The organism is Lentibacillus jeotgali (genome assembly GCF_000224785.1).
Taxonomy (GTDB): domain Bacteria; phylum Bacillota; class Bacilli; order Bacillales; family Amphibacillaceae; genus Lentibacillus; species Lentibacillus jeotgali.
The window spans coordinates 135,499-156,334 of sequence record NZ_AGAV01000005.1; the positions used below are offsets into that span (position 1 = coordinate 135,499).

The following is a 20,836-nucleotide window of genomic DNA, read 5'->3' on the forward strand; positions in this document are numbered from 1 at the left end:
TGAGACGCATCACCATAACAAACCACTAAAACAAGGAGTTTTTTTCATGAAAAAGCAGGCATTGATAAGTGTTTCCGACAAAACTGGTATTGCCGATTTTGCCAAAGGATTGGCTGAACAAGGTTATGACATCATTTCAACCGGCGGCACTTTGCGAGCAATTCAGGATGCTGGCATCGAGGCAGCAGCTGTTGGAGACGTAACGGGTTTCCCCGAGATGCTGGAGGGACGTGTCAAAACACTTCATCCGGTGATTCATGCAGGACTGCTGGCTAAACGGGATAATGACGAGCATAATCAGCAGCTTTCAAAGCGAGACATTACCCCGATTGATGTTGTTGTTGTAAACCTTTATCCATTTAAACAAACGCTTGATCAACCGGATGCCACCGAAGAAGATATCATCGAAAACATTGATATCGGCGGACCGACAATGCTAAGGGCGGCAGCAAAAAGCTTCCGTGACGTGACGCCGGTTGTTGATCCGGACGATTATAATGACGTTCTGCAAGCCATCCAAAATGATGAGCTTGATCTGACCATGCGAAAAAAATTAGCTGCAAAGGTATTCCGTCACACAGCACAATACGATGCGCTGATTGCTGGCTACTTTACTGATGACGTATTTCCTGAGAACTATACCATTACATATGAAAAAGTCCAGACATTAAGATATGGCGAAAATCCGCATCAGGAAGCGGGGTTTTATAAAGCACCAATTGAATCGCCGATGAGTCTTGCATCCGCCAGACAGCTTCATGGCAAGGAATTATCCTATAACAATATTCAGGATGCGAATGCGGCACTCGGTATCATTGCGGAATATGACAAACCGGCGGCCGTGGCTGTAAAGCATATGAACCCATGCGGTATCGGAATGGCTGCAGATTTGAACACAGCATTTTCAAGGGCTTATGATGCCGATCCGGTTTCGATTTTCGGCGGGATAGTTGCCTGTAACCGGACAATCGATGCAGACACAGCTGAACAATTAAGCGGTATTTTTCTGGAAATCGTCATTGCCCCGGCATTTACCGAGGAAGCTTTCACAACTTTAACGAAAAAGAAAAATATCCGGCTGCTTGAATTGAAAATGGATGAGGCAACAATCACATCTCACAAATTAACAAGTGTAAACGGCGGTGTACTTGTTCAAGACAACGACAACAAGGAAATCTGCCGCAATGATCTGTCATTCCCGACTGAAAAGAAACCGACAGAAGCCGAGCTGGATGATTTATTATTTGCCTGGAAAGCGGTCAAACATGTTAAATCGAATGCCATTGTACTCGCAAGCGACATGCAGACCCTTGGTGTTGGCGCAGGACAGATGAACCGTGTCGGGGCGGCAAGAATCGCGCTGGAACAGGCGGGAGATAAAACAAAAGGAGCAGCACTTGCATCTGATGCATTTTTTCCTATGCCTGATACCGTAGAGGAAGCTGCTAAGGCAGGGGTTACAGCGATTATTCAGCCTGGCGGATCCAAACGTGATCAGGACTCGATTGATATCTGCAACCAATATGGCATTGCGATGGTTTATACAGGCACCCGGCATTTCAAACACTAGAATGGAAGGGGTTTTCCTATGAATCTACTCGTTATCGGACGCGGCGGTCGTGAGCATAGCATGATTATGAAACTGGCTGAAAGTGATAAGGTTGATGCGATTTATGCAGCACCGGGAAACGCCGGGGCCCGTGAGGCTGCAGAATGTGTGGACCTTGATGAACTGGATATTGATGGATTGATAGAATTTGCCGTGAAAAAGAAAGTAGACTTGACGATTGTCGGTCCGGAAAATCCGCTTCTTACCGGAATTGCCGACCGTTTTCGCGAAGCAGGGCTCGCTATTTTTGCCCCGGAAAAAGATGCTGCTTTAATCGAGGGCAGCAAGCGGTATGCTAAAACTTTTATGGAAGAGAACAGTATTCCCACGGCTGCATATGCCACTTTTACGGATGCCGGTGAAGCCAAATCCTATATCGAAAAACAGGGCGCCCCGATCGTCGTTAAAGCTGACGGACTCGCTGCGGGCAAGGGGGTGATTGTTGCAGAGACAGTTCAGGAGGCAACAGATGCCGTTGATGACATGCTTGTTAATGATGCTTTTTCCAAAGCGGGCAAGTCTATTGTCATTGAAGAATGCCTAGCCGGCGAGGAGTTTTCTCTGATGGCGTTTGTTCACGGAACGAACGTATTTCCAATGATACCAGCTCGAGATCATAAACGCGCCTATGACCAGGATAAGGGACCGAATACCGGCGGAATGGGAGCATACGCGCCTGTCAGGAATATTTCCCCGGAAACGCTGGCGTTTTCAGCTGAAAATGTTCTGCAAAGGGCCGCTGATGGAATGGCTGCAGCGGGCCGACCGTTTACCGGTATTTTGTATGCGGGGTTGATCATGACGGACAATGGACCGAAAGTAATCGAGTTCAATGCCCGGTTTGGCGACCCGGAAACGCAAGTGGTCCTTCCGCTTTTAAAAAACGATCTGCTTCAGGTTTTTCTCGATGTTCTCGATGGAAAAGATCCATTCTTACAATGGGAAGAACAATGCTGTGCGGGTGTGGTGCTCGCCGCAAAAGGGTATCCGGGTCGCTATAAAAAGGGTGTTAAGTTACCTGAAATGGATTTCGACGCCCGTTCGTTCGTCGCTCATGCCGGAACGCGGAAAACAAATGACGGAATCGTTTCCGATGGGGGAAGAGTGCTGCTTGCAGGGGCAAAGGGCGCCGGTGTAGAAGAGGCTGCTGAATACGCATATAAATGGCTGGGACAAAATGTGGAATCAGAAGAGTTTTTTTATCGGAAAGATATTGGTGTTGAATATAGTTAATAGACTGGTTATCCTGTCTGTTCCATGATAAAAACCCGCATTCTGTTAAAGGGAAAGCGGGTTTTTATCAGTGGTTAAAGGACCCCGCTGAGCTCCCTTCTCCGGTTTTGTGCAAAGCCTAGTGCGTCCGCTTTTGGTGTTTTGTCACAAAAAATTCATTTCCCTTTTTAAAACAGTACCGTGTGAAAGCGTATTATATGTTACGATAGAAAAAACCATATATTGGGAGCGTTGTTGTATGTCGGAAAACATCTTTTGGAGAAACCGCGAATTAAGAAAACATGTTGCTGTTATTGATGGGGAAGAGGCGCCTACAATAGTACTGAAAAACGGCACTTATTTAAATACTTATACGAAACAATGGCTGCGTGCCAACATTTGGATTTTCAATGATCGAATTGTCTACGTCGGGGATAAACTCCCGGAAAAAAATCAATCAACGGAAGTCATCGACTGTGACGGTATGTATCTGGTACCGGGATATATCGAGCCGCATGCCCATCCTTTCCTGCTATACAATCCTGAAAATCTGGCCATGCATGGGGCTGAATATGGCACGACAACATTTATCAATGATAATCTTATGTTTAATTTTTTAATGGACCGAAAGAAAGCGTTTACTTTGTTGGATAAGTTTAACCAATCACCGGTTACGATGTACTGGTGGGCACGGTTTGATTCACAGACAGCGTTGCAGCATCCTGAGGAATATTTCAATACGGAGACGGTATTGTCTTGGCTCAAGCATCCGTCCGTTATTCAGGGCGGCGAGCTGACAGCGTGGCCGCATCTGCTTGACGGTGACGACCGTCTGCTTTACTGGATTCAGGAGGCAAATCGGCTTGACAAACCGGTTGAAGGTCATCTGCCTGGCGCATCTGAAAGAACATTAACCAAAATGAAGCTGCTGGGTGTTGACGCAGAGCATGAGGCCATGACCGGAAAAGAAGCGATCCAACGTATGCAGCTCGGATATCAGGTCGGTCTGCGTCACTCATCAATCCGCCCCGATCTTCCGAATATACTTGAAGAAATGCTAGCCGAGGGCATCGATACATTTGATCATGTTACGATGACAACCGATGGTGCAACGCCCGCTTTCTATGAAAATGGTATTATGAACGTCTGTGTTGAGATAGCGATTGAAAAAGGTGTGCCGCTGACGGATGCTTACCGAATGGCGTCTCACAACGCTGCAACACATTATGGGCTGATTGATGATATCGGATGTATCGCCCCAGGCAGGGTAGCCAATATTAATATTTTACAGGAAAAACAAAACCCGCATCCGGTCAGTGTTCTAGCAAAAGGTGAATGGGTGAAAAAAAATCATAAAGCGAAAGGCTTTTCCTCAGAAATCGATTGGGGGAAATATGACATTGAGCCGATTGCATTTGATTGGGATCTGACATTGGAAGATATGCAGTTCTCCGTTCCAATCGGCCTTAATATGGTAAATGATGTTATCGTACAGCCATATGCCATCAAAACAGACGTAACACTTGATGTGATTCCGGATAGCACTGATGATGCCTTTCTCATGCTGATTGGCAGAAAAGGAAATTGGCGTGTCAATACGGCGATTAAAGGCTTTACAAATCGGCTGGGAGCATTGGCTAGTTCCTTTTCATCAACCGGTGACCTTGTATTCATCGGAAAAAGCAAACAGGATATGCTGCTTGCTTGGAGACGCCTGAAAGAAATGGGTGGCGGAATCGTACTTGCCCATGAGGGAGAAATCTTATTTGAGCTGCCGCTGACTCTGAGCGGAAGCATGTTTGCCGGAACGATGCGCGAGCTAATGGGAAAAGAGAAGCAGCTGCGGGAATTGCTGGCGGACTTCGGTTATACATTTGGTGATCCGGTCTACTCGATTCTCTTTTTATCAGCAACCCATTTACCGTACATCCGGATCACACAACAGGGTGTTGTTGATGTGAAAAAGCGTGAAGTGCTCTTTCCAGCAACGATGAGATGACGTATAATAAAAGAAAGAATCCTGAGATTTGAGTGTGGTGCGCCCGCCGGAATCAGATGTATCACGAAGCGCGGTGAACATGTATGATCAGAACCTTTTTCAAAAAGGGGTGGAAGGTATTGAGAAAGGTTATTGTTTGCCTGTTGCTGTTCATGCTGTTGTTTTTTGCAGCATGTTCAGATGATAAAGAAAAAAACGCAGGAGATAGTGAATCAAAAGAAAACTCCGTAGCAGAAAAAGAAGAACCTGCAGCCTCGGAAAACATGAATACATTCCCGCTGACAGGAATTCATACCGATCAGCCGGTCAACAATCGGATTGTCAGTGTGATGGTCAACAATCATCGCAAGGCACGGCCGCAATCAGGTCTGAGCAAGGCGGATATTGTTTTTGAAATTTTGGCGGAAGGGCGAATCACACGCCTCTTGGCCATGTACCAGAGCGAAATGCCGGATGTTGCTGGTCCTGTCCGTAGCGCACGGGAATATTATTTTGAATTGGCTGATGGCTATGATTCTATCTACATTTATCACGGGGCAGCCAACTTTGTGAACGATATGATTCAAAACCGTGGAATTGAACACCTGAACGGCGCTGTTTATGATAATAATGGGGAATTATTTAAACGGGAATCATTTAGGAATGCACCGCACAACTCCTATCTGCAATTTGGGGGCGTGTATGAGACAGCAGAGCAAAAAGGGTATAATGTGACGCAGACATATGAGCCTTTACCATTTACTGCTGCAGAGGAAACGGACAACATCTCCGGTGATCCTGCAAAGAATGTTGAAATTGATTATTCCGATCAGCTGACATACGTGGTTAACTACAAATACGATGAAGACAGCGAGGCGTATACCCGTTACAGTGACGGAAAACAATCTGTCGACCTGAACACTGGAGAACCGGTAACTGCCGATAATATTCTCATTGTGGAAGCGCCGCACCAAGTCATTGATGACGCAGGCAGGCGTGAAATTGACTTAACATCAGGCGGTGACGCTTATCTTGTTCAGAAAGGCAAAATACGCCAGCTGAAATGGGAAAAACGTGATGGCAGAATCATCCCAGTAAAGGACGGTAACCCGGTAAAGTTTATTCAAGGCAACACATGGATAAATGTGATACCAACAGAACCGGGAATTAAACAATCAGTTACGGTATCAGATGATTAGAAGTGCGAGCTCAAAAAAGGCAGGTGATGTCATCATGCAAATAGACAAACTGCGCGGAGAACAGCTGGACCAGTTGTTTGACGCGATTCTGTCGTTGAAGGATCGCGAGGAGTGCTATAAATTTTTTGATGATATTGCAACAATGTCCGAGGTTCATTCAATCGCTCAGCGGCTGCAGGTTGCAAAAATGTTGACAGAAGGTTATACCTATAACTTTATAGAAGAGGAAACAAGCGCATCAACTGCAACGATCTCACGTGTGCGACGCTGCATTAATTACGGCAGTGACGGGTATAAAATCGTTCTGGATCGACTGCTTGATCAAAATGCGTAAAACTGTTGCTATCTCCAGATTTGGGGATAGCTTGTTTTATTCGGCAGCCAACGCGCAGGTGCGCACTGCCCTGAACGTTCTCTTCAGGAAATTCCTCAATTTTTATCCCACTTAATCCTAAATTCATAGCGTATTTTTTGGTATACTTTAGAATGAAGGTAAAACGTGTTTTTACAGTGAATACGACTGACTAAATGAATCAATTATTAAATATGGGGGACTTTACGGTGAATGAAATCTTAACAAATTGGGAGCATTTATTTAAACTGGACCCTGCCAAGGAGATCTCGGACGAGGATCTTGATGCGATTTGTGAGTCGGGAACTGATGCCGTAGTGGTCGGCGGCACGGATGATGTAACACTTGATGGGGTGCTTGATTTGCTTTCGCGCATCCGCCGACATTCTGTCCCGTGTGTCTTGGAAATATCCAATATGGCGTCGATCACACCCGGTTTTGACTTCTACTTTATTCCGATGGTAATGAACAGTACGGAGAAAAAATGGATGATGGATCTCCAGCATCAGGCTATCAAGGAATACCGGGATTCAATGAACTGGGATGAGATTCTTATGGAAGGCTATTGTATTTTGAACGAAAATGCCAAGGCTTTTAAAGAGACGAAGTGCGAGATGCCGGATGATGAGGATGTTGTGGCATATGCCTATATGGCGGAACATATTTTTCGGCTTCCGGTATTTTATATGGAGTACAGCGGGACGTATGGTCAGCCTGAACTTGTTAAAGATGTGAAAAAACAGCTTGACAATACAAAGCTCATCTATGGCGGTGGGATTAAAAGTGATTCCCAGGCCCGCGAAATGAAGGAGCAAGCCGACACCATTGTAGTCGGAAACCTGATTTATTCGGATATCAACAAAGCCTTGAAAACAGTTAATGCAGTTAAAGATATGAATTAAAAGCAGTTCATTTAAAGGTGGTGTGTCATGGTGAGTCAGACAATGCACGACTTACTGAACGGACTAAACAAAGAGCAGCAAGAGGCCGTCAAACATACAGAAGGGCCATTACTGATCATGGCCGGAGCGGGAAGCGGCAAAACACGGGTGTTGACACACCGGATTGCTTATTTGCTCGGTGAAAAAGATGTGTCTCCCCGGAATGTTTTGGCGATTACGTTTACGAACAAGGCAGCACGAGAGATGAAAGAACGTGTCAATAAGCTGGTTGGAACAGAAGGCGGGCAAATTTGGGTTTCCACTTTTCATTCCATGTGTGTGCGTATTTTGCGCCGCGATATTGACAGGATCGGATATAACCAAAACTTTACAATCCTGGACAGCGGTGATCAGCTGTCCGTCATTAAACAAATCCTGAAAGATCTAAACATCGACCCGAAAAAGTTTGACCCGCGGGCAATGCTCGGGCAGATTAGCGGAGCGAAAAACGAACTGATTACACCGGAAGAATACAGCAAAAACGTCGGTGACTTTTTCCAGCGTCAGGTTTCACAGGTGTATGAACGCTATCAGAAAACATTGCAAAAGAATCAGGCACTCGATTTTGACGATCTGATTATGCAGACGATTCACCTATTCAAACGCGTCCCCGAAGTGCTGGAACATTATCAGCGCCGGTTCCAGTATATTCATGTGGACGAGTATCAGGATACCAATCATGCTCAATACTATCTTGTGAAACAATTGGCAAGCAGATATCAGAATCTTTGTGTTGTCGGCGATTCCGATCAGTCCATCTATCGCTGGCGGGGTGCTGATATCGCGAATATCCTGTCGTTTGAAAAAGACTATCCGTCCGCACGGGTCATTTTTCTCGAACAAAACTACCGGTCCACGAAATCGATTCTTGCTGCAGCCAACGAAGTGATTCAAAACAATTCCGGCCGGAAGCCAAAGAATCTTTGGACTGAAAATGACGACGGCAGGAAGATTCATTATTTTCAAGGTGCAACTGAGCAGGAAGAAGCGTTATTTGTGACCGATAAAATTCAGGAATTGACCGGAGAAGGATTCTCGCCGAATGATATCGCGATTCTTTACCGGACAAATGCTCAGTCAAGGGCTATTGAGGATACACTGATTAAATCGGATATCGGCTATCAGATGGTTGGCGGCACCAAATTCTATGATCGCAAAGAGATTAAGGATCTGACCTCTTATTTGCGCTTGATCACCAATCCGGATGATGATATAAGCTTCGAGCGGGTTGTCAATGTGCCGAAACGCGGTATCGGGAAAACTTCTGTCGAGAAGCTGCGCGCATATGCAGCCGAACATGCAATTTCGTTTAACCAGGCAGTAAAAGAGGTCGATTTTATCGGCGTTACGAAAAAAGCAGCCAACGCACTGGCGGAATTCGGCAACCTAATTCAATCTTTGTCGCAACAGCAGGAATTTTTGACGGCGACAGATATGGTTGAAGCGATTCTAGAGCGAACAGGCTATGAAGAAATGTTGAAGAACGAACGGTCACTGGAGTCACAAAGTCGTCTGGAAAACCTTGAGGAATTTAAGACCGTCACCCAGGACTTTGAGGAAGGTGCTGAGGATAAAACACTCATCGCCTTTTTGACTGATCTGGCATTAGTAGCTGATATAGACCGTGTTGATCAGGAAGAAATGGATAATGAACCGAAAGTGACGCTCATGACTCTGCACGCCGCCAAAGGACTGGAGTTTCCAGTCATCTTCCTAGTTGGCATGGAGGAAAATGTCTTTCCGCACAGCCGGTCGATGTTTGACGATGAGGAAATGGAGGAAGAACGCCGTCTTGCCTACGTGGGTATTACCAGGGCTGAGCAGCAGCTTTACCTGACCCATGCCAAAATGCGCACGATTTATGGCCGGACGAATATGAATCCGATCAGCCGGTTCATAAATGAAATACCGGAAGATCTGGTTGATGGAATCGAGCAGGCACGGGCGACGATGTATGGCTCGGTCGAAAAATCGGACAGCAAACCATCGCAGCCAAAACGCAGTGCCGGAAGAATGCAGCAGACGACCGGTGCGGAATCACAGGCCTGGAGTTCGGGCGATAAAGCGGAACATAAGAAATGGGGCGTTGGCACGGTCGTCAAGGTTCAGGGAGAAGGTGAAGGTATGGAGCTTGATATTGCCTTTCCCGCACCGACAGGCATTAAACGGCTACTGGCCAAGTTCGCACCAATCACGAAGCAATAGGAGGTGCTTGACGGTTGAATAAACAGCAAGCACAGCAACACGTTAACGAGCTAAGAGAACTAATAAATCAATATGGTCATGAATATTATGTGCTTGATAACCCCAGTGTTCCCGATTCAGAGTATGACCGGAAAATGCAGGAGCTTCTCAAATTGGAGGAGGAATTTCCGGAACTGATCACAGCTGACTCGCCTTCACAGCGTATTGGCGGAGAACCTTTGGATGCCTTTCAGAAAGTGCAGCACAACGTGGCCATGATGAGTCTTGGCAATGCGTTTAATGAAAATGATTTGCGGAATTTTGCCCGGCGCGCCAATGAAGGAACCGATGAGCGAATTTCATTCGTCTGTGAATTGAAAATTGATGGTCTTGCGGTATCACTCACATACGAAAATGGTAAATTTGTCCGCGGGGCCACTCGTGGTGACGGCACAACCGGTGAGGATATTACTAGCAATTTAAGAACGGTTCGCAGTATTCCGCTTTCCATTCGAGAGGAAAATACGATTGAAGTGCGTGGTGAAGCGTTCATGCCGCATAAATCGTTTTTAAAACTGAACGAACAGCGGGAGGAAAATGGCGACGATCCCTTTGCAAACCCGCGTAATGCGGCAGCAGGCTCACTGCGTCAGCTTGACCCGAAAATCGCAGCGAGCCGCAACTTGGACATTTTTCTGTATGGAGTCGGTGAATGGCAAACAGGTACGTTGGAATCACACAGTGAGCGACTCGACTATTTGCAGGAGCTCGGTTTCAAAACGAATCCTGAGTGGCGGCGGTGTGATACGATAGATGACGTGATCGATTATGTTAAGTACTGGGAAGGAAAGCGTCCAGACTTAAACTACGAAATTGATGGCATCGTCGTCAAAGTTGACAATCTTGACCAGCAGGAGGAGTTAGGGTTTACCGCAAAGAACCCACGCTGGGCCATTGCCTATAAATTTCCGGCTGAGGAAGTCATCACAACGCTCCGTGAGATTGAACTGAGCGTCGGCCGGACCGGTGTTGTCACGCCGACAGCTGTATTGGAGCCGGTCAGGGTCGCCGGTACAACCGTTCAGCGTGCTTCACTTCATAATGAGGATTTGATCCGTGAGCGGGATATCAGGCTTGGCGATACGGTTGTTATCAAAAAAGCCGGCGACATTATTCCCGAAGTGCTTCGTGCTGTTGAGGAAAAGCGGACAGGTGATGAGAAGGAGTTTTTTATGCCGGAAGAGTGCCCGGCGTGCGGCAGTGAACTTGTCCGTCTCGAGGAAGAGGTTGCCCTGCGCTGTATTAATCCGAATTGCCCGGCTCAATTAAAAGAGGGACTTATTCATTTTGTCTCCCGTGATGCGATGAACATCGACGGACTTGGGGAGAAAGTAATCAGCCAGCTCTTCCGGGAAGAACTTATTCATACAATTGCTGACTTGTATCGTCTCGAACGTGATGATTTGCTGCAATTGGAACGGATGGGCGAAAAGTCAACCAGTAATTTGCTGCAGGCGATTGATGCTTCAAGAGAAAATTCACTGGAACGGCTGTTATTCGGACTCGGCATCCGCTTTGTTGGTTCCAAAGCAGCCCGAACGCTAGCCAGCCATTTTGAAACAATGGAGAGTCTGCAACAGGCTGCATTTGAAGATATAACCGCGATCAATGAAATGGGCGAAAAGATGGCCGACTCAATTGTTCGCTATTTTGCTGAAGATGAAGTGAAACAACTGCTTTATGAATTGGATGAACTCGGACTGAATATGGAGTACAAGGGGCCCAAAGCTCAGGACGTGGAAGAAGACACTGCATTTTCCGGAAAGACAGTTGTTTTAACAGGGAAAATGGAACACTTCACTCGGTCAGAGGCTAAGGCCTTGGTTGAACAACTTGGCGGATCTGTTACCGGCAGTGTGAGCAAGAACACCGATATTTTGATTGCCGGAGAAGATGCGGGTTCAAAAATGGATAAAGCAGAACAACTTGGCGTTGCAGTTTGGAGCGAACAGCAGCTGAGAGAAGTTTTGGACGGTTAAGGAGTGGGCGATGTGTTTAAAAAAATAGCGATGATCCTGACAGGCACTGTTCTGATCCTGGCAGGCTGTACACCATCGATCAACAATGACGATGAAGTTGTCCAGAACGAAGACAATAACGAACAACAGCAAAATTCAATCGTTTCCAGTCACCAATTGTCGGATGAAGATTATCGGACGATTCTGCCATACCGTCCCAGTGCGTCCCGGGGCGTTATCACGAATCAGATGGGGAACCGAGTGGATATTGATGAGATGGAGACCGGGTTAAGAAGGCTGTCAAAAGATTATTTTGATCCCGAAAAATACTTTTTTGAAGAAGGCCAGTATTTAACATCTGATATGCTATATAACTGGCTGGATACTTACCCGACGGACGAGCAGCTCAAGAACCTTGAGGAAAGGGTCCAAAATGAAGACGATCAGTTTAGTGAAGCAGATTTAAATGGACGAAAACAGGCGTTAAATCCGCCGCTGAATGAAGAGAATGCCACAAAGGAAGATTATGAGAATAACCCAAAATACCTGACACACATTCTGGAGCAAAATTTTTTGAAGAAGAATGATGATAATACAGTGCAACTCGTCGGTGCATCACTCGGTATAGCGTTAAAGTCGGTCTATTCCTATGAAGTTGACGGCAATACCTATCATAAAGAAATTCCAAAGGCGGAAATGATGGAAAAAGGAAAGGAAATCGCCCAGACAGTATTGGAACGTGTCCGAAATATTGATGAAATGAGTAACATTCCCATTATGATTGCCCTATACAAGGAAGAAGCTCAAAGTTCACCGGTACCCGGCAATTTTGTAGCCAAAACAAGTGTTGATGCCGATCAGGCATCGATAGGCGAATGGGAGACAGTCAATGAAGAAAACGTTCTCTTCCCATCTGAAGAAGGAGAAGAAAAATACGCCGATACACAGAAGTTAGTACAAAATTTTGGCACGCGCATCGAAGAGTATTTTCCGGATTATGTAGGGGTGATCGGTGAAGGTTTTTACATCGATGAAGAACTGCAGCAATTGACGCTTGAAATCCCGCTTGAATTTAACGGAAAAGGAGAAGTTATCGGCTTCACGCAATACACGTATGGTCTGGTGGAAGAAATGTTCCAAGATTATTATGACTTGGAAGTAAAAATCAAGTCCAACCAAAAAATGGAGAGCCTTATATACCGAAACGCAGGTGACGATGAAGCCACTGTCCATGTCTATGATTCCTAATCAAAAATATGAATAAGTCAATAGACCTAATAATGTCAAGAATAGCCCTTTTCAGAAAGAAATATGCGGAAAAAGGGCTATTCTTGACTAACTTTCCTCATTTCAGGAAAGTATGCAAGTTGTGGAGGGGTTTATTAGTATATTTACCCTTCAACTTTCCCAATATGAATTTTTGGAATTTATGTTATGATATAAACATAGAATTATTACAAAGTTATTTTAAATTTCAGCTAGTGAGGTGGGTAAAAAGATGGAAATCGGAGCCTATATCAAACTGCACCGAATCAAACAGGAAATGACCCAAGCTGAGCTGGCTGAAGGAATTGTCTCAAGCGCTTATTTATCAAAGATTGAAAACGAAAAAACTGATGCAAGCCTAAATGTGATTAGCTTATTATGCACCAGGCTGGGGATTCAGCTAGATAACGGATCTGATGAAGAGGTAAGAGAGAAACTGCAAAAATGGTATGGCATGTTATCATCTGATTATGATATGAACGAAATGGTTCAAAACTATCAAGAATTGAACAAGGTTATGTATGACAACCATTCAGCTGACAGTCTAGTCATGTTTGAGATTCATAAAGTACGCTATTTCCTGGTAATAGGTAAAATTGATGAGGCTCTGAGACAGGTTAATAAATTAACTGAAATGTCCGATACGTTTGACACTCTGCATCAATTCTACTGGTATAAATTCAAGGGAAACTACAGCACAGCCCAGAATGAATTTAATCAGGCAATGCGCATGTATGAAGCTGCAGAAGAAAAGTTGAATCAGCTGGAATTGCCAGAAGAAGAAGTTGCAGATTTGCAGTACACGATTGCGGTTACACATAGTAAGCTGCGGAATACCCTCGAAGCGATAGATTATGCCGAGAAGGCAATTGCAACTTTTCGGGTTACATACAACTTTAGCCGATGCGCACAATGCCATGTTGTATTGGGGATCTCATACCGTAGAATAAGGATGTATGATAAAGCAATCAAAAACTACAATTTGGCCAAACATTTGGGTGAATTGAAGCAAAACCCACAAATTATCCAATTGACGAACCAAAATTTAGGTTATCTTTACTCGACGGTGGGAGAAACGGAAAAAGCTATCTATCATTATGAAGAGATAATTAAAGAACAAGAATTATTCTTATTTGAACGTATACTTGCAGCGACTTCATTAATTAAGGAATATTATAATATTAATAATTTTGATAAAGCCAAGGAAATGGTTAAAATGAGTCTAAAATTATTACATGAGCCAGAGGATCAAGACACGTTTCAATTATTTTTCTACATTGCCTATACTTACAAATATGCGATCAATCAGGAAGCTTCAAAGTTTGAGTCATTGGTGATTGACGAATTTATACCATATTTGAAAAAACATAAAGATTATGCTAATTTGGTTATTTATGCCAATATGCTTGCACACCATTTTGAAGGGAATAACAGATATAAAGAATCTGTTAAATACTATAAGCTGGCTAATAGTACTTATGAAGAACTAATTAGCCTGTAAAGGGGGGGGATATCATGAAAAAGCTAATAGCAACTGTAGCCTTTGGAACAATGCTTATTGGAGGAATTGCTGCTATGCAAGATGCACCAAATGAGTCTGCAATGGAATGGGAACCAACTGTTTTTTCAGTTAGCAATGATGTCAGCCACTTTTAATCTATAAAGAACATTAATCTTTACCCTATTACAATATGATGTTATTTGCCTGAAACGGTGTGGAAAGCTGTTTCAGGTTTTTTGTGTAATTTCAGGCCGGAAACATGCTTCTGTAAATTATGATTTCAATGGGTGAAACATATGGTATAATAAGACTATTCAGAAAGGGGGGTTAATAATGGAGTATGCCATTTCCGGGGCAACATGGATGTGGATGTTTATCCCAATGCCTGTTGTGGTATTGCTTTCAATTATTACATTGTTTACAGAGGGGAGGAATAAATAAATGGGGCAGGCAACACTGATAGCGTTTATTGTCTATCTTATTGGGATACTTGTAATCGGTATCATCATGTACCGGATGACAAACAATCTGTCCGACTATGTTCTGGGCGGCCGTAAATTAGGCCCTGGGGTTGCCGCCCTAAGTGCAGGCGCATCTGATATGAGCGGATGGCTCTTATTGGGACTGCCGGGCGCTGTTTATGCTGCAGGTCTTGCTGAAGCGTGGATGGCAATTGGTTTGTCGATTGGCGCTTATTTGAACTGGCAATTTGTGGCTAAGCGTTTGCGCATTTATACGGAGGTTTCGAATAATTCCATTACGGTTCCGGATTTTTTGGAAAACCGTTTTAAAGATAACTCGCACATTCTTCGGGTTATTTCTGCACTCGTTATATTATTGTTTTTTACATTTTATACATCATCCGGAATGGTAGCTGGCGCTAAACTGTTTGAGGCATCATTTGGACTGGATTATCAGGCGGCCTTATGGATCGGAACCATTGTTGTCGTGTCGTATACCTTATTGGGCGGCTTCCTGGCAGTTGCCTGGACCGACTTCGTTCAGGGCAGTTTGATGTTTCTGGCATTAATTGTCGTCCCGATTGTAGCGATTAACGAGATGGGCGGCTGGAATACTGCTGTCCAGGCTGTCGGGGACATCAGTTCGACTCATTTAAATATGGTCGAAGGGGTCAGTATAATTGCCATTATTTCATCCCTGGCCTGGGGAGTTGGTTACTTTGGACAGCCGCACATTATCGTCCGCTTTATGGCGTTAAGATCACCAAAAGATGTTCCGATGGCCCGTTTTATCGGTACAACGTGGATGGTCCTTGGCTTATACGGTGCGATATTTACAGGCTTTGTGGGGCTGGCATTCATCAGTACACAGGAAGTGAGTGTTCTGGGTGAGTTCGGTATTTCGGTCATAACAGAAAATGGTATCCAGATGCTTGAAGATCCGGAAAAGATTTTTATTGCCTTTTCGCAATTGTTATTCCATCCGGTAATTGCCGGAATTCTGCTGGCTGCAATTCTGTCAGCGATCATGAGTACAATTGACTCACAGTTGCTTGTTTCCTCATCGGCAGTGGCGGAAGACTTTTATAAAGCCATTTTCAAGAAAGAAGCAGGTGATAAGGAACTTGTATGGGTTGGCCGTATAGCTACCCTGATCATTGCCTTGATTGCCGCGCTTATTGCCATGAATCCTGAAAGTACCGTACTTGAACTGGTCAGCTATGCCTGGGCAGGATTTGGCGCTGCATTCGGTCCGACTATTTTACTGGCCTTATTCTGGAAAGGGTTCACCCGCAATGGCGCGTTTGCCGGAATTCTGGCCGGTGCTGTTACAGTTATTGTCTGGGGCGGCTTCCTGTCAGGCGGCATTTTTGACCTGTATGAAATTGTTCCCGGCTTCCTGCTTAACCTGGTTCTAGCTATTGTTGTGAGTAAGTCAGGGAAACCTGAGGAAGGCGTTGAAGCTGAATACGAGGAAACCATGTCAAAATTAAATGTGTAATAGCTAAATTTAAGGGTAAAATCACCTATCCCTAAAAACCGTGACGTCAGCGGTAAAAACGAACAGCTGCCCCAGAAAGTCCAGGAGCAGCTGTTATTTTTCATTCATTTGCTTAAAGACGCTACATTCTGCTATTATCAATAGTGTCTTTAAATAAATGTAATTATAATAAACGTAAGATAAAATCATTTATATGGAGGTGCCCGGCATGGCTGATATTTCAAAAGATGAGGTCAAGCATGTAGCCAACTTAGCACGGCTTGCCATTACCGAGGAAGAAGCGGATATGTTTACTGATCAGCTTAGTTCGATCATTGAATATGCCGAACAATTAAATGAATTGGATACAGAACATATAGAGCCGACTACGCATGTTTTGGACTTAAAAAATGTTATGCGTAAGGACGAGCCGAAAGAATGGATTTCAAGAGACGAAGCGTTAAAGAATGCACCGGACAAGCAGGATGGTTATTTCCGCGTGCCGTCAATTTTGGAGTAAGGAGGGAAATAGATGTCACTATTTGACCACAGTATCAAACAATTGGAAGGTATGTTACATAAAAAGGAAATTTCGGCTGAAGACCTGGTTGATGCTTCATATAATCGCATTCATGAAGTCGATGACCAGGTTAAGGCATTTTTGACACTCGATGAAGAACAGGCCCGCAGCCAGGCAAAACAGCTGGATGCCGCACCAGATGAAAATGCGCAGTTATTTGCTATTCCGGCCGGCATTAAAGACAATATTGTCACCAAAGGTCTGCGGACCACATGCGGCAGCCAGTTCCTGAAAAACTTTGATGATCCGCTCTATAATGCAACGGTTGTCGAAAAGCTGAACACAGAAAAAACCGTTACGGTCGGGAAATTGAACATGGACGAATTCGCCATGGGATCCTCAACGGAAAATACCAGTTATACCCCAACCCGCAATCCGTGGAATACGGACTATGTACCGGGCGGGTCAAGCGGCGGATCGGCAGCATCGGTAGCTGCCGGTGAAGTGCTGTTTTCTCTTGGTTCAGACACAGGCGGTTCAATACGTCAGCCTGCATCGTTCTGTGGTGTTGTTGGTATGAAGCCAACATATGGACGGGTGTCTCGTTTTGGCCTTGTCGCATTTGCATCATCGCTCGACCAGATTGGGCCAATTACCCGCAGTGTGGAAGACAACGCACGCATTCTGGAGATTATTTCAGGCCACGATAAAATGGATTCAACAAGTGCTGATGTTGATGTGCCTTCTTATACGGATAAGCTGACGGGCGACGTCAAAGGAATGAAAATTGCCGTTCCAAAAGAATATCTTGCTGAAGGTGTCGCACCGGAAGTAAAAGAGGCAGTCATGAGTGCCTTGAAAGTTTATGAATCACTTGGTGCTGAGTGGGAAGAAGTTTCTCTGCCGCATTCCAAATATGCTGTCGCAGCATACTATCTGCTTGCATCATCCGAAGCCTCTGCCAATTTGGCCCGCTTTGACGGTGTCCGCTATGGAGTGCGCTCGGACAAGGCAGATAATATGATGGATATGTTTACTTATTCCCGCAGCGAAGGATTCGGGGATGAAGTCAAACGCCGGATTATGCTCGGAACGTTCGCACTGAGCTCCGGTTATTATGATGCCTATTATAAAAAAGCCCAGAAAGTACGGACACTAATCAAAAATGACTTTGATAATATTCTAAAGGATTATGATGTCGTAATCGGACCAACTGCACCAACGCCTGCCTTTAAGGTCGGCGAAAAAATTGATGATCCATTGACCATGTATGCCAACGATATTCTCACAATTCCAGTTAACCTGGCTGGTGTTCCGGGGATTTCAGTGCCATGCGGTTTTTCTGAAGAAGGACTGCCAATCGGCCTGCAAATCATCGGCAACGCATTTGCTGAAGGTACCGTTTATCGCGCGGCCCATGCATATGAGCAAGCAACTGATCATCATACAAAACGGCCTCAATTGGGAGGTGCCAAATCATGAACTTTGAAACGATAATCGGACTTGAAGTACACGTCGAGCTAAAAACAGAATCGAAAATTTTCAGTCCAAGTCCCAACGCTTTTGGCGATGAGCCTAACTCGAACATCAACCCGATTGACCTCGGCTATCCAGGGGTGCTGCCGGTATTGAACGAAGAGGCGGTCAATTATGCGATGAAAGCGGCACTGGCATTGAACTGTGACATTGCAACCAATACAAAATTTGACCGGAAAAACTACTTCTACCCGGACAACCCGAAAGCTTACCAGATTTCCCAATTTGATCAGCCAATCGGCGAGAACGGCTGGATTGAGATTGAGGTAAACGGTGAGAAGAAGCGGATCGGGATTACTCGCCTGCATATGGAAGAGGATGCCGGCAAGCTGACCCACCAGGATGATGGTCATTCGCTGGTTGACTTTAACCGTCAGGGCACACCGCTGATTGAAATTGTTTCGGAACCGGATATTCGTACACCCGAAGAGGCGTACGCCTATCTGGAAAAGTTAAAAAATATCATTCAGTATACCGGAGTTTCTGATTGTAAGATGGAGGAAGGATCACTGCGGTGTGATGCGAATCTTTCCATCCGTCCTATCGGGCAGGAAGAATTCGGTGTCAAAACGGAGCTGAAAAACCTGAACTCATTCTCATTCGTGCAAAAAGGTCTGGAATTCGAAGAGAAACGTCAGGAGAAAGAACTCCTATCAGGCGGCGAAATCCTGCAGGAAACACGCCGCTACGATGAAAAAACGAAAGAAACCATCCTGATGCGTGTTAAAGAGGGATCTGATGATTACCGTTATTTCCCTGAGCCGGACCTTGTGCCACTCTATATTGATGAGGAATGGAAAGAGCGCATCCGTGCTGAAATCCCTGAATTGCCTGATACCCGAAAACAGCGCTATATCAATGAATTAGAGCTGCCTGAATACGATGCTGCAGTTTTGACCAGTTCCAAGGAAATGGCCGATTTCTTTGAAGAGGCGGTCAATCATGGTGCCGATATCAAGCAAGCTTCCAATTGGCTGATGGGTGATGTATTGGCGTATATGAATAAGCATTACAAAGAGTTGAACGAATTAGCTTTGACGCCGGAAGCATTGGCTACTATGATTAAGCTGATCGAGGACGGTACGATTTCATCCAAGATTGCCAAGAAAGTTTTCGCAGAACTAGTAGAAAACGGCGGTGATCCGGAGAAAATTGTTAAAGAAAAAGGCCTTGTACAAATTTCCGACGAAGGTCAGCTGACTGAAATCATCACGAAAGTGCTCGATGAAAATGAACAATCGATCATTGACTATAAAAACGGAAAAGACCGTGCCATCAAATATCTTGTCGGCCAGGTTATGAAGGTAACCAAAGGCCAAGCGAACCCGCCAATGGTCAACAAGATCCTGCAGCAAGAGATTGATAAGCGGTAAAAAGTTGAAGCGCTAAATAAGGAAAAACGCTAAACAAAACACCAGGTTTCTGTCTGTACTGCCGGGACGAACAGAACGCCATATACGTATTCCAGGACTACTGTCATTTATGGCAGTAGTCCATCATTTTCGGTCAATGACTTTTCAATCTGATCAAAAAGGGCTATGATAGATTTTAGGTTCAAAAATTGATTTGCGTTATTTGAGGGGGAGTAACATGAAGAAAGCCCGCGTTATATATAATCCGACATCCGGGCGGGAAGCGTTTAAAAGGGAACTGGCCACTGTATTGGAACGGTTTGAAGTCGCCGGATTTGAAACCTCAGCACATGCCACCACAGCAGAGGGCGATGCCACAGATGCAGCCAAAGTTGCTGTTGAACGACACTTTGATCTTGTTGTTGCAGCAGGCGGCGACGGTACAATCAGTGAGGTCATTAATGGTTTGGCGGAGCAGGAGAACCGTCCAAAACTCGGAATCATCCCGACCGGAACGACCAATGATTTTGCAAGGGCTCTGTGCATCCCCCGGGACATTGGAAAAGCAATAGATATTATTTTGGAAGGCCAGTCAATGCTTCTGGACATTGGCCGTGTAAATGAACACTATTTCATGAACATCGCCGGGGGCGGCAAGCTGACAGAACTCACATATGAAGTACCAAGCAAGCTGAAAACAATGATCGGGCATTTAGCTTATTATGTGAAGGGTATGGAGATGCTTCCGTCTGTAAAGCCGACCCGGGCACGTATTAAATACGACGGTCATGTCCTGGATGAAGATATTATGCTGTTTCTCGTATCCAATACCAACTCTGTCGGTGGTTTTGAAAAGCTGGCCCCTGATGCACGTCTGGATGATGGCTATTTTGACTTGTTAATTTTAAAGAAAATGAATTTGGCCGAGTTTGTCCGCATTGCCAGTCTGGCCGTGAGGGGTGCCCATCTCGAGGATAAACGGATCCTGTATACGCAGGCTAAACATATTAGCGTTGAAACGGATGATAAGATGCAGCTGAACATAGACGGTGAATACGGCGGGCTGCTCCCTGGTGAATTTACGAATTTGCAGCAGCATATCGAATTCTTTGTACCGGATAAATTTATCGAAAAAGATGACGAAGGATAATCAGGAAGACTGCTTTCAATGGCAGTCTTTTTAATTTACACCAAGGATATGGTAGGATTAGAATCACATAAATGTAC

General features: G+C 44.9%; 16 protein-coding genes. All 16 read left to right on the forward strand.

What is annotated here, in order from left to right; all coding sequences use genetic code 11:
• Positions 1 to 46: 46 nt before the first annotated feature.
• On the forward strand, positions 47 to 1,570 hold the full coding sequence (gene purH, locus ON01_RS03435; RefSeq protein WP_010529611.1) for a bifunctional phosphoribosylaminoimidazolecarboxamide formyltransferase/IMP cyclohydrolase: 1,524 nt from the start codon (positions 47 to 49) through the stop codon (positions 1,568 to 1,570).
• 18 nt (positions 1,571 to 1,588) lie between these two features.
• The gene (gene purD, locus ON01_RS03440; protein WP_010529612.1) at positions 1,589 to 2,842 is read left to right on the forward strand and encodes a phosphoribosylamine--glycine ligase; all 1,254 of its coding nucleotides are present in this window, start codon (positions 1,589 to 1,591) and stop codon (positions 2,840 to 2,842) included.
• 238 nt (positions 2,843 to 3,080) lie between these two features.
• Positions 3,081 to 4,820 (forward strand): adenine deaminase C-terminal domain-containing protein, encoded by a 1,740-nt coding sequence (locus tag ON01_RS03445; RefSeq protein ID WP_010529613.1) that lies wholly within the window; start codon positions 3,081 to 3,083, stop codon positions 4,818 to 4,820.
• Between the two features lie 119 nt (positions 4,821 to 4,939).
• Complete coding sequence (locus ON01_RS03450) at positions 4,940 to 5,998, forward strand: DUF3048 domain-containing protein (protein ID WP_010529614.1); 1,059 nt, start codon at positions 4,940 to 4,942, stop codon at positions 5,996 to 5,998.
• Between the two features lie 34 nt (positions 5,999 to 6,032).
• The gene (locus ON01_RS03455) at positions 6,033 to 6,332 is read left to right on the forward strand and encodes a YerC/YecD family TrpR-related protein (protein ID WP_010529615.1); all 300 of its coding nucleotides are present in this window, start codon (positions 6,033 to 6,035) and stop codon (positions 6,330 to 6,332) included.
• A 212-nt stretch (positions 6,333 to 6,544) separates the two neighbouring features.
• On the forward strand, positions 6,545 to 7,252 hold the full coding sequence (gene pcrB, locus ON01_RS03460) for a heptaprenylglyceryl phosphate synthase (protein ID WP_050901103.1): 708 nt from the start codon (positions 6,545 to 6,547) through the stop codon (positions 7,250 to 7,252).
• Positions 7,253 to 7,279: 27 nt separating this feature from the next.
• A complete protein-coding gene (pcrA, locus tag ON01_RS03465; RefSeq protein ID WP_425357496.1) occupies positions 7,280 to 9,496 on the forward strand; it encodes a DNA helicase PcrA in 2,217 nt (738 codons plus the stop codon).
• Positions 9,497 to 9,510: 14 nt separating this feature from the next.
• Positions 9,511 to 11,514 (forward strand): NAD-dependent DNA ligase LigA, encoded by a 2,004-nt coding sequence (gene ligA, locus ON01_RS03470; protein ID WP_010529618.1) that lies wholly within the window; start codon positions 9,511 to 9,513, stop codon positions 11,512 to 11,514.
• A 12-nt stretch (positions 11,515 to 11,526) separates the two neighbouring features.
• Entirely contained in the window at positions 11,527 to 12,741 is a 1,215-nt protein-coding gene (locus ON01_RS03475) for a CamS family sex pheromone protein (RefSeq protein ID WP_010529619.1), read from the forward strand.
• Between the two features lie 250 nt (positions 12,742 to 12,991).
• Positions 12,992 to 14,260 carry a helix-turn-helix domain-containing protein gene (locus ON01_RS03480; RefSeq protein ID WP_010529620.1) on the forward strand — a complete coding sequence of 423 codons (1,269 nt, stop codon included), beginning with the start codon at positions 12,992 to 12,994 and terminating at the stop codon, positions 14,258 to 14,260.
• Between the two features lie 14 nt (positions 14,261 to 14,274).
• The gene (locus tag ON01_RS19440; RefSeq protein ID WP_175284924.1) at positions 14,275 to 14,415 is read left to right on the forward strand and encodes a hypothetical protein; all 141 of its coding nucleotides are present in this window, start codon (positions 14,275 to 14,277) and stop codon (positions 14,413 to 14,415) included.
• Between the two features lie 286 nt (positions 14,416 to 14,701).
• Positions 14,702 to 16,222: a sodium/proline symporter PutP gene (gene putP / locus ON01_RS03485; RefSeq protein WP_010529621.1), complete on the forward strand. Its 1,521-nt coding sequence runs from the start codon at positions 14,702 to 14,704 to the stop codon at positions 16,220 to 16,222.
• A 208-nt stretch (positions 16,223 to 16,430) separates the two neighbouring features.
• Complete coding sequence (gene gatC, locus ON01_RS03490; RefSeq protein ID WP_010529622.1) at positions 16,431 to 16,721, forward strand: Asp-tRNA(Asn)/Glu-tRNA(Gln) amidotransferase subunit GatC; 291 nt, start codon at positions 16,431 to 16,433, stop codon at positions 16,719 to 16,721.
• 12 nt (positions 16,722 to 16,733) lie between these two features.
• On the forward strand, positions 16,734 to 18,203 hold the full coding sequence (gene gatA, locus ON01_RS03495) for an Asp-tRNA(Asn)/Glu-tRNA(Gln) amidotransferase subunit GatA (protein WP_010529623.1): 1,470 nt from the start codon (positions 16,734 to 16,736) through the stop codon (positions 18,201 to 18,203).
• On the forward strand, positions 18,200 to 19,630 hold the full coding sequence (gatB, locus tag ON01_RS03500) for an Asp-tRNA(Asn)/Glu-tRNA(Gln) amidotransferase subunit GatB (RefSeq protein ID WP_010529624.1): 1,431 nt from the start codon (positions 18,200 to 18,202) through the stop codon (positions 19,628 to 19,630). Before gatA ends, gatB begins: the two co-directional genes overlap by 4 nt.
• 217 nt (positions 19,631 to 19,847) lie before the next feature.
• The gene (locus tag ON01_RS03505; protein WP_010529625.1) at positions 19,848 to 20,759 is read left to right on the forward strand and encodes a diacylglycerol kinase; all 912 of its coding nucleotides are present in this window, start codon (positions 19,848 to 19,850) and stop codon (positions 20,757 to 20,759) included.
• The last annotated feature ends 77 nt before the right edge of the window (positions 20,760 to 20,836 follow it).

Bases quoted from the DNA above. Each gene is read 5' to 3' on its own strand.
- pcrA (WP_425357496.1), top strand. From the start codon at position 7,280: ATGGTGAGTCAGACAATGCACGACTTACTGAACGGACTAAACAAAGAG.
- ON01_RS19440 (WP_175284924.1), top strand. From the start codon at position 14,275: ATGAAAAAGCTAATAGCAACTGTAGCCTTTGGAACAATGCTTATTGGA.
- gatA (WP_010529623.1), top strand. From the start codon at position 16,734: ATGTCACTATTTGACCACAGTATCAAACAATTGGAAGGTATGTTACAT.
- purD (WP_010529612.1), top strand. From the start codon at position 1,589: ATGAATCTACTCGTTATCGGACGCGGCGGTCGTGAGCATAGCATGATT.
- gatC (WP_010529622.1), top strand. From the start codon at position 16,431: ATGGCTGATATTTCAAAAGATGAGGTCAAGCATGTAGCCAACTTAGCA.
- purH (WP_010529611.1), top strand. From the start codon at position 47: ATGAAAAAGCAGGCATTGATAAGTGTTTCCGACAAAACTGGTATTGCC.
- putP (WP_010529621.1), top strand. From the start codon at position 14,702: ATGGGGCAGGCAACACTGATAGCGTTTATTGTCTATCTTATTGGGATA.
- ON01_RS03455 (WP_010529615.1), top strand. From the start codon at position 6,033: ATGCAAATAGACAAACTGCGCGGAGAACAGCTGGACCAGTTGTTTGAC.
- ON01_RS03445 (WP_010529613.1), top strand. From the start codon at position 3,081: ATGTCGGAAAACATCTTTTGGAGAAACCGCGAATTAAGAAAACATGTT.
- ON01_RS03505 (WP_010529625.1), top strand. From the start codon at position 19,848: ATGAAGAAAGCCCGCGTTATATATAATCCGACATCCGGGCGGGAAGCG.
- gatB (WP_010529624.1), top strand. From the start codon at position 18,200: ATGAACTTTGAAACGATAATCGGACTTGAAGTACACGTCGAGCTAAAA.
- ON01_RS03480 (WP_010529620.1), top strand. From the start codon at position 12,992: ATGGAAATCGGAGCCTATATCAAACTGCACCGAATCAAACAGGAAATG.
- pcrB (WP_050901103.1), top strand. From the start codon at position 6,545: ATGGGGGACTTTACGGTGAATGAAATCTTAACAAATTGGGAGCATTTA.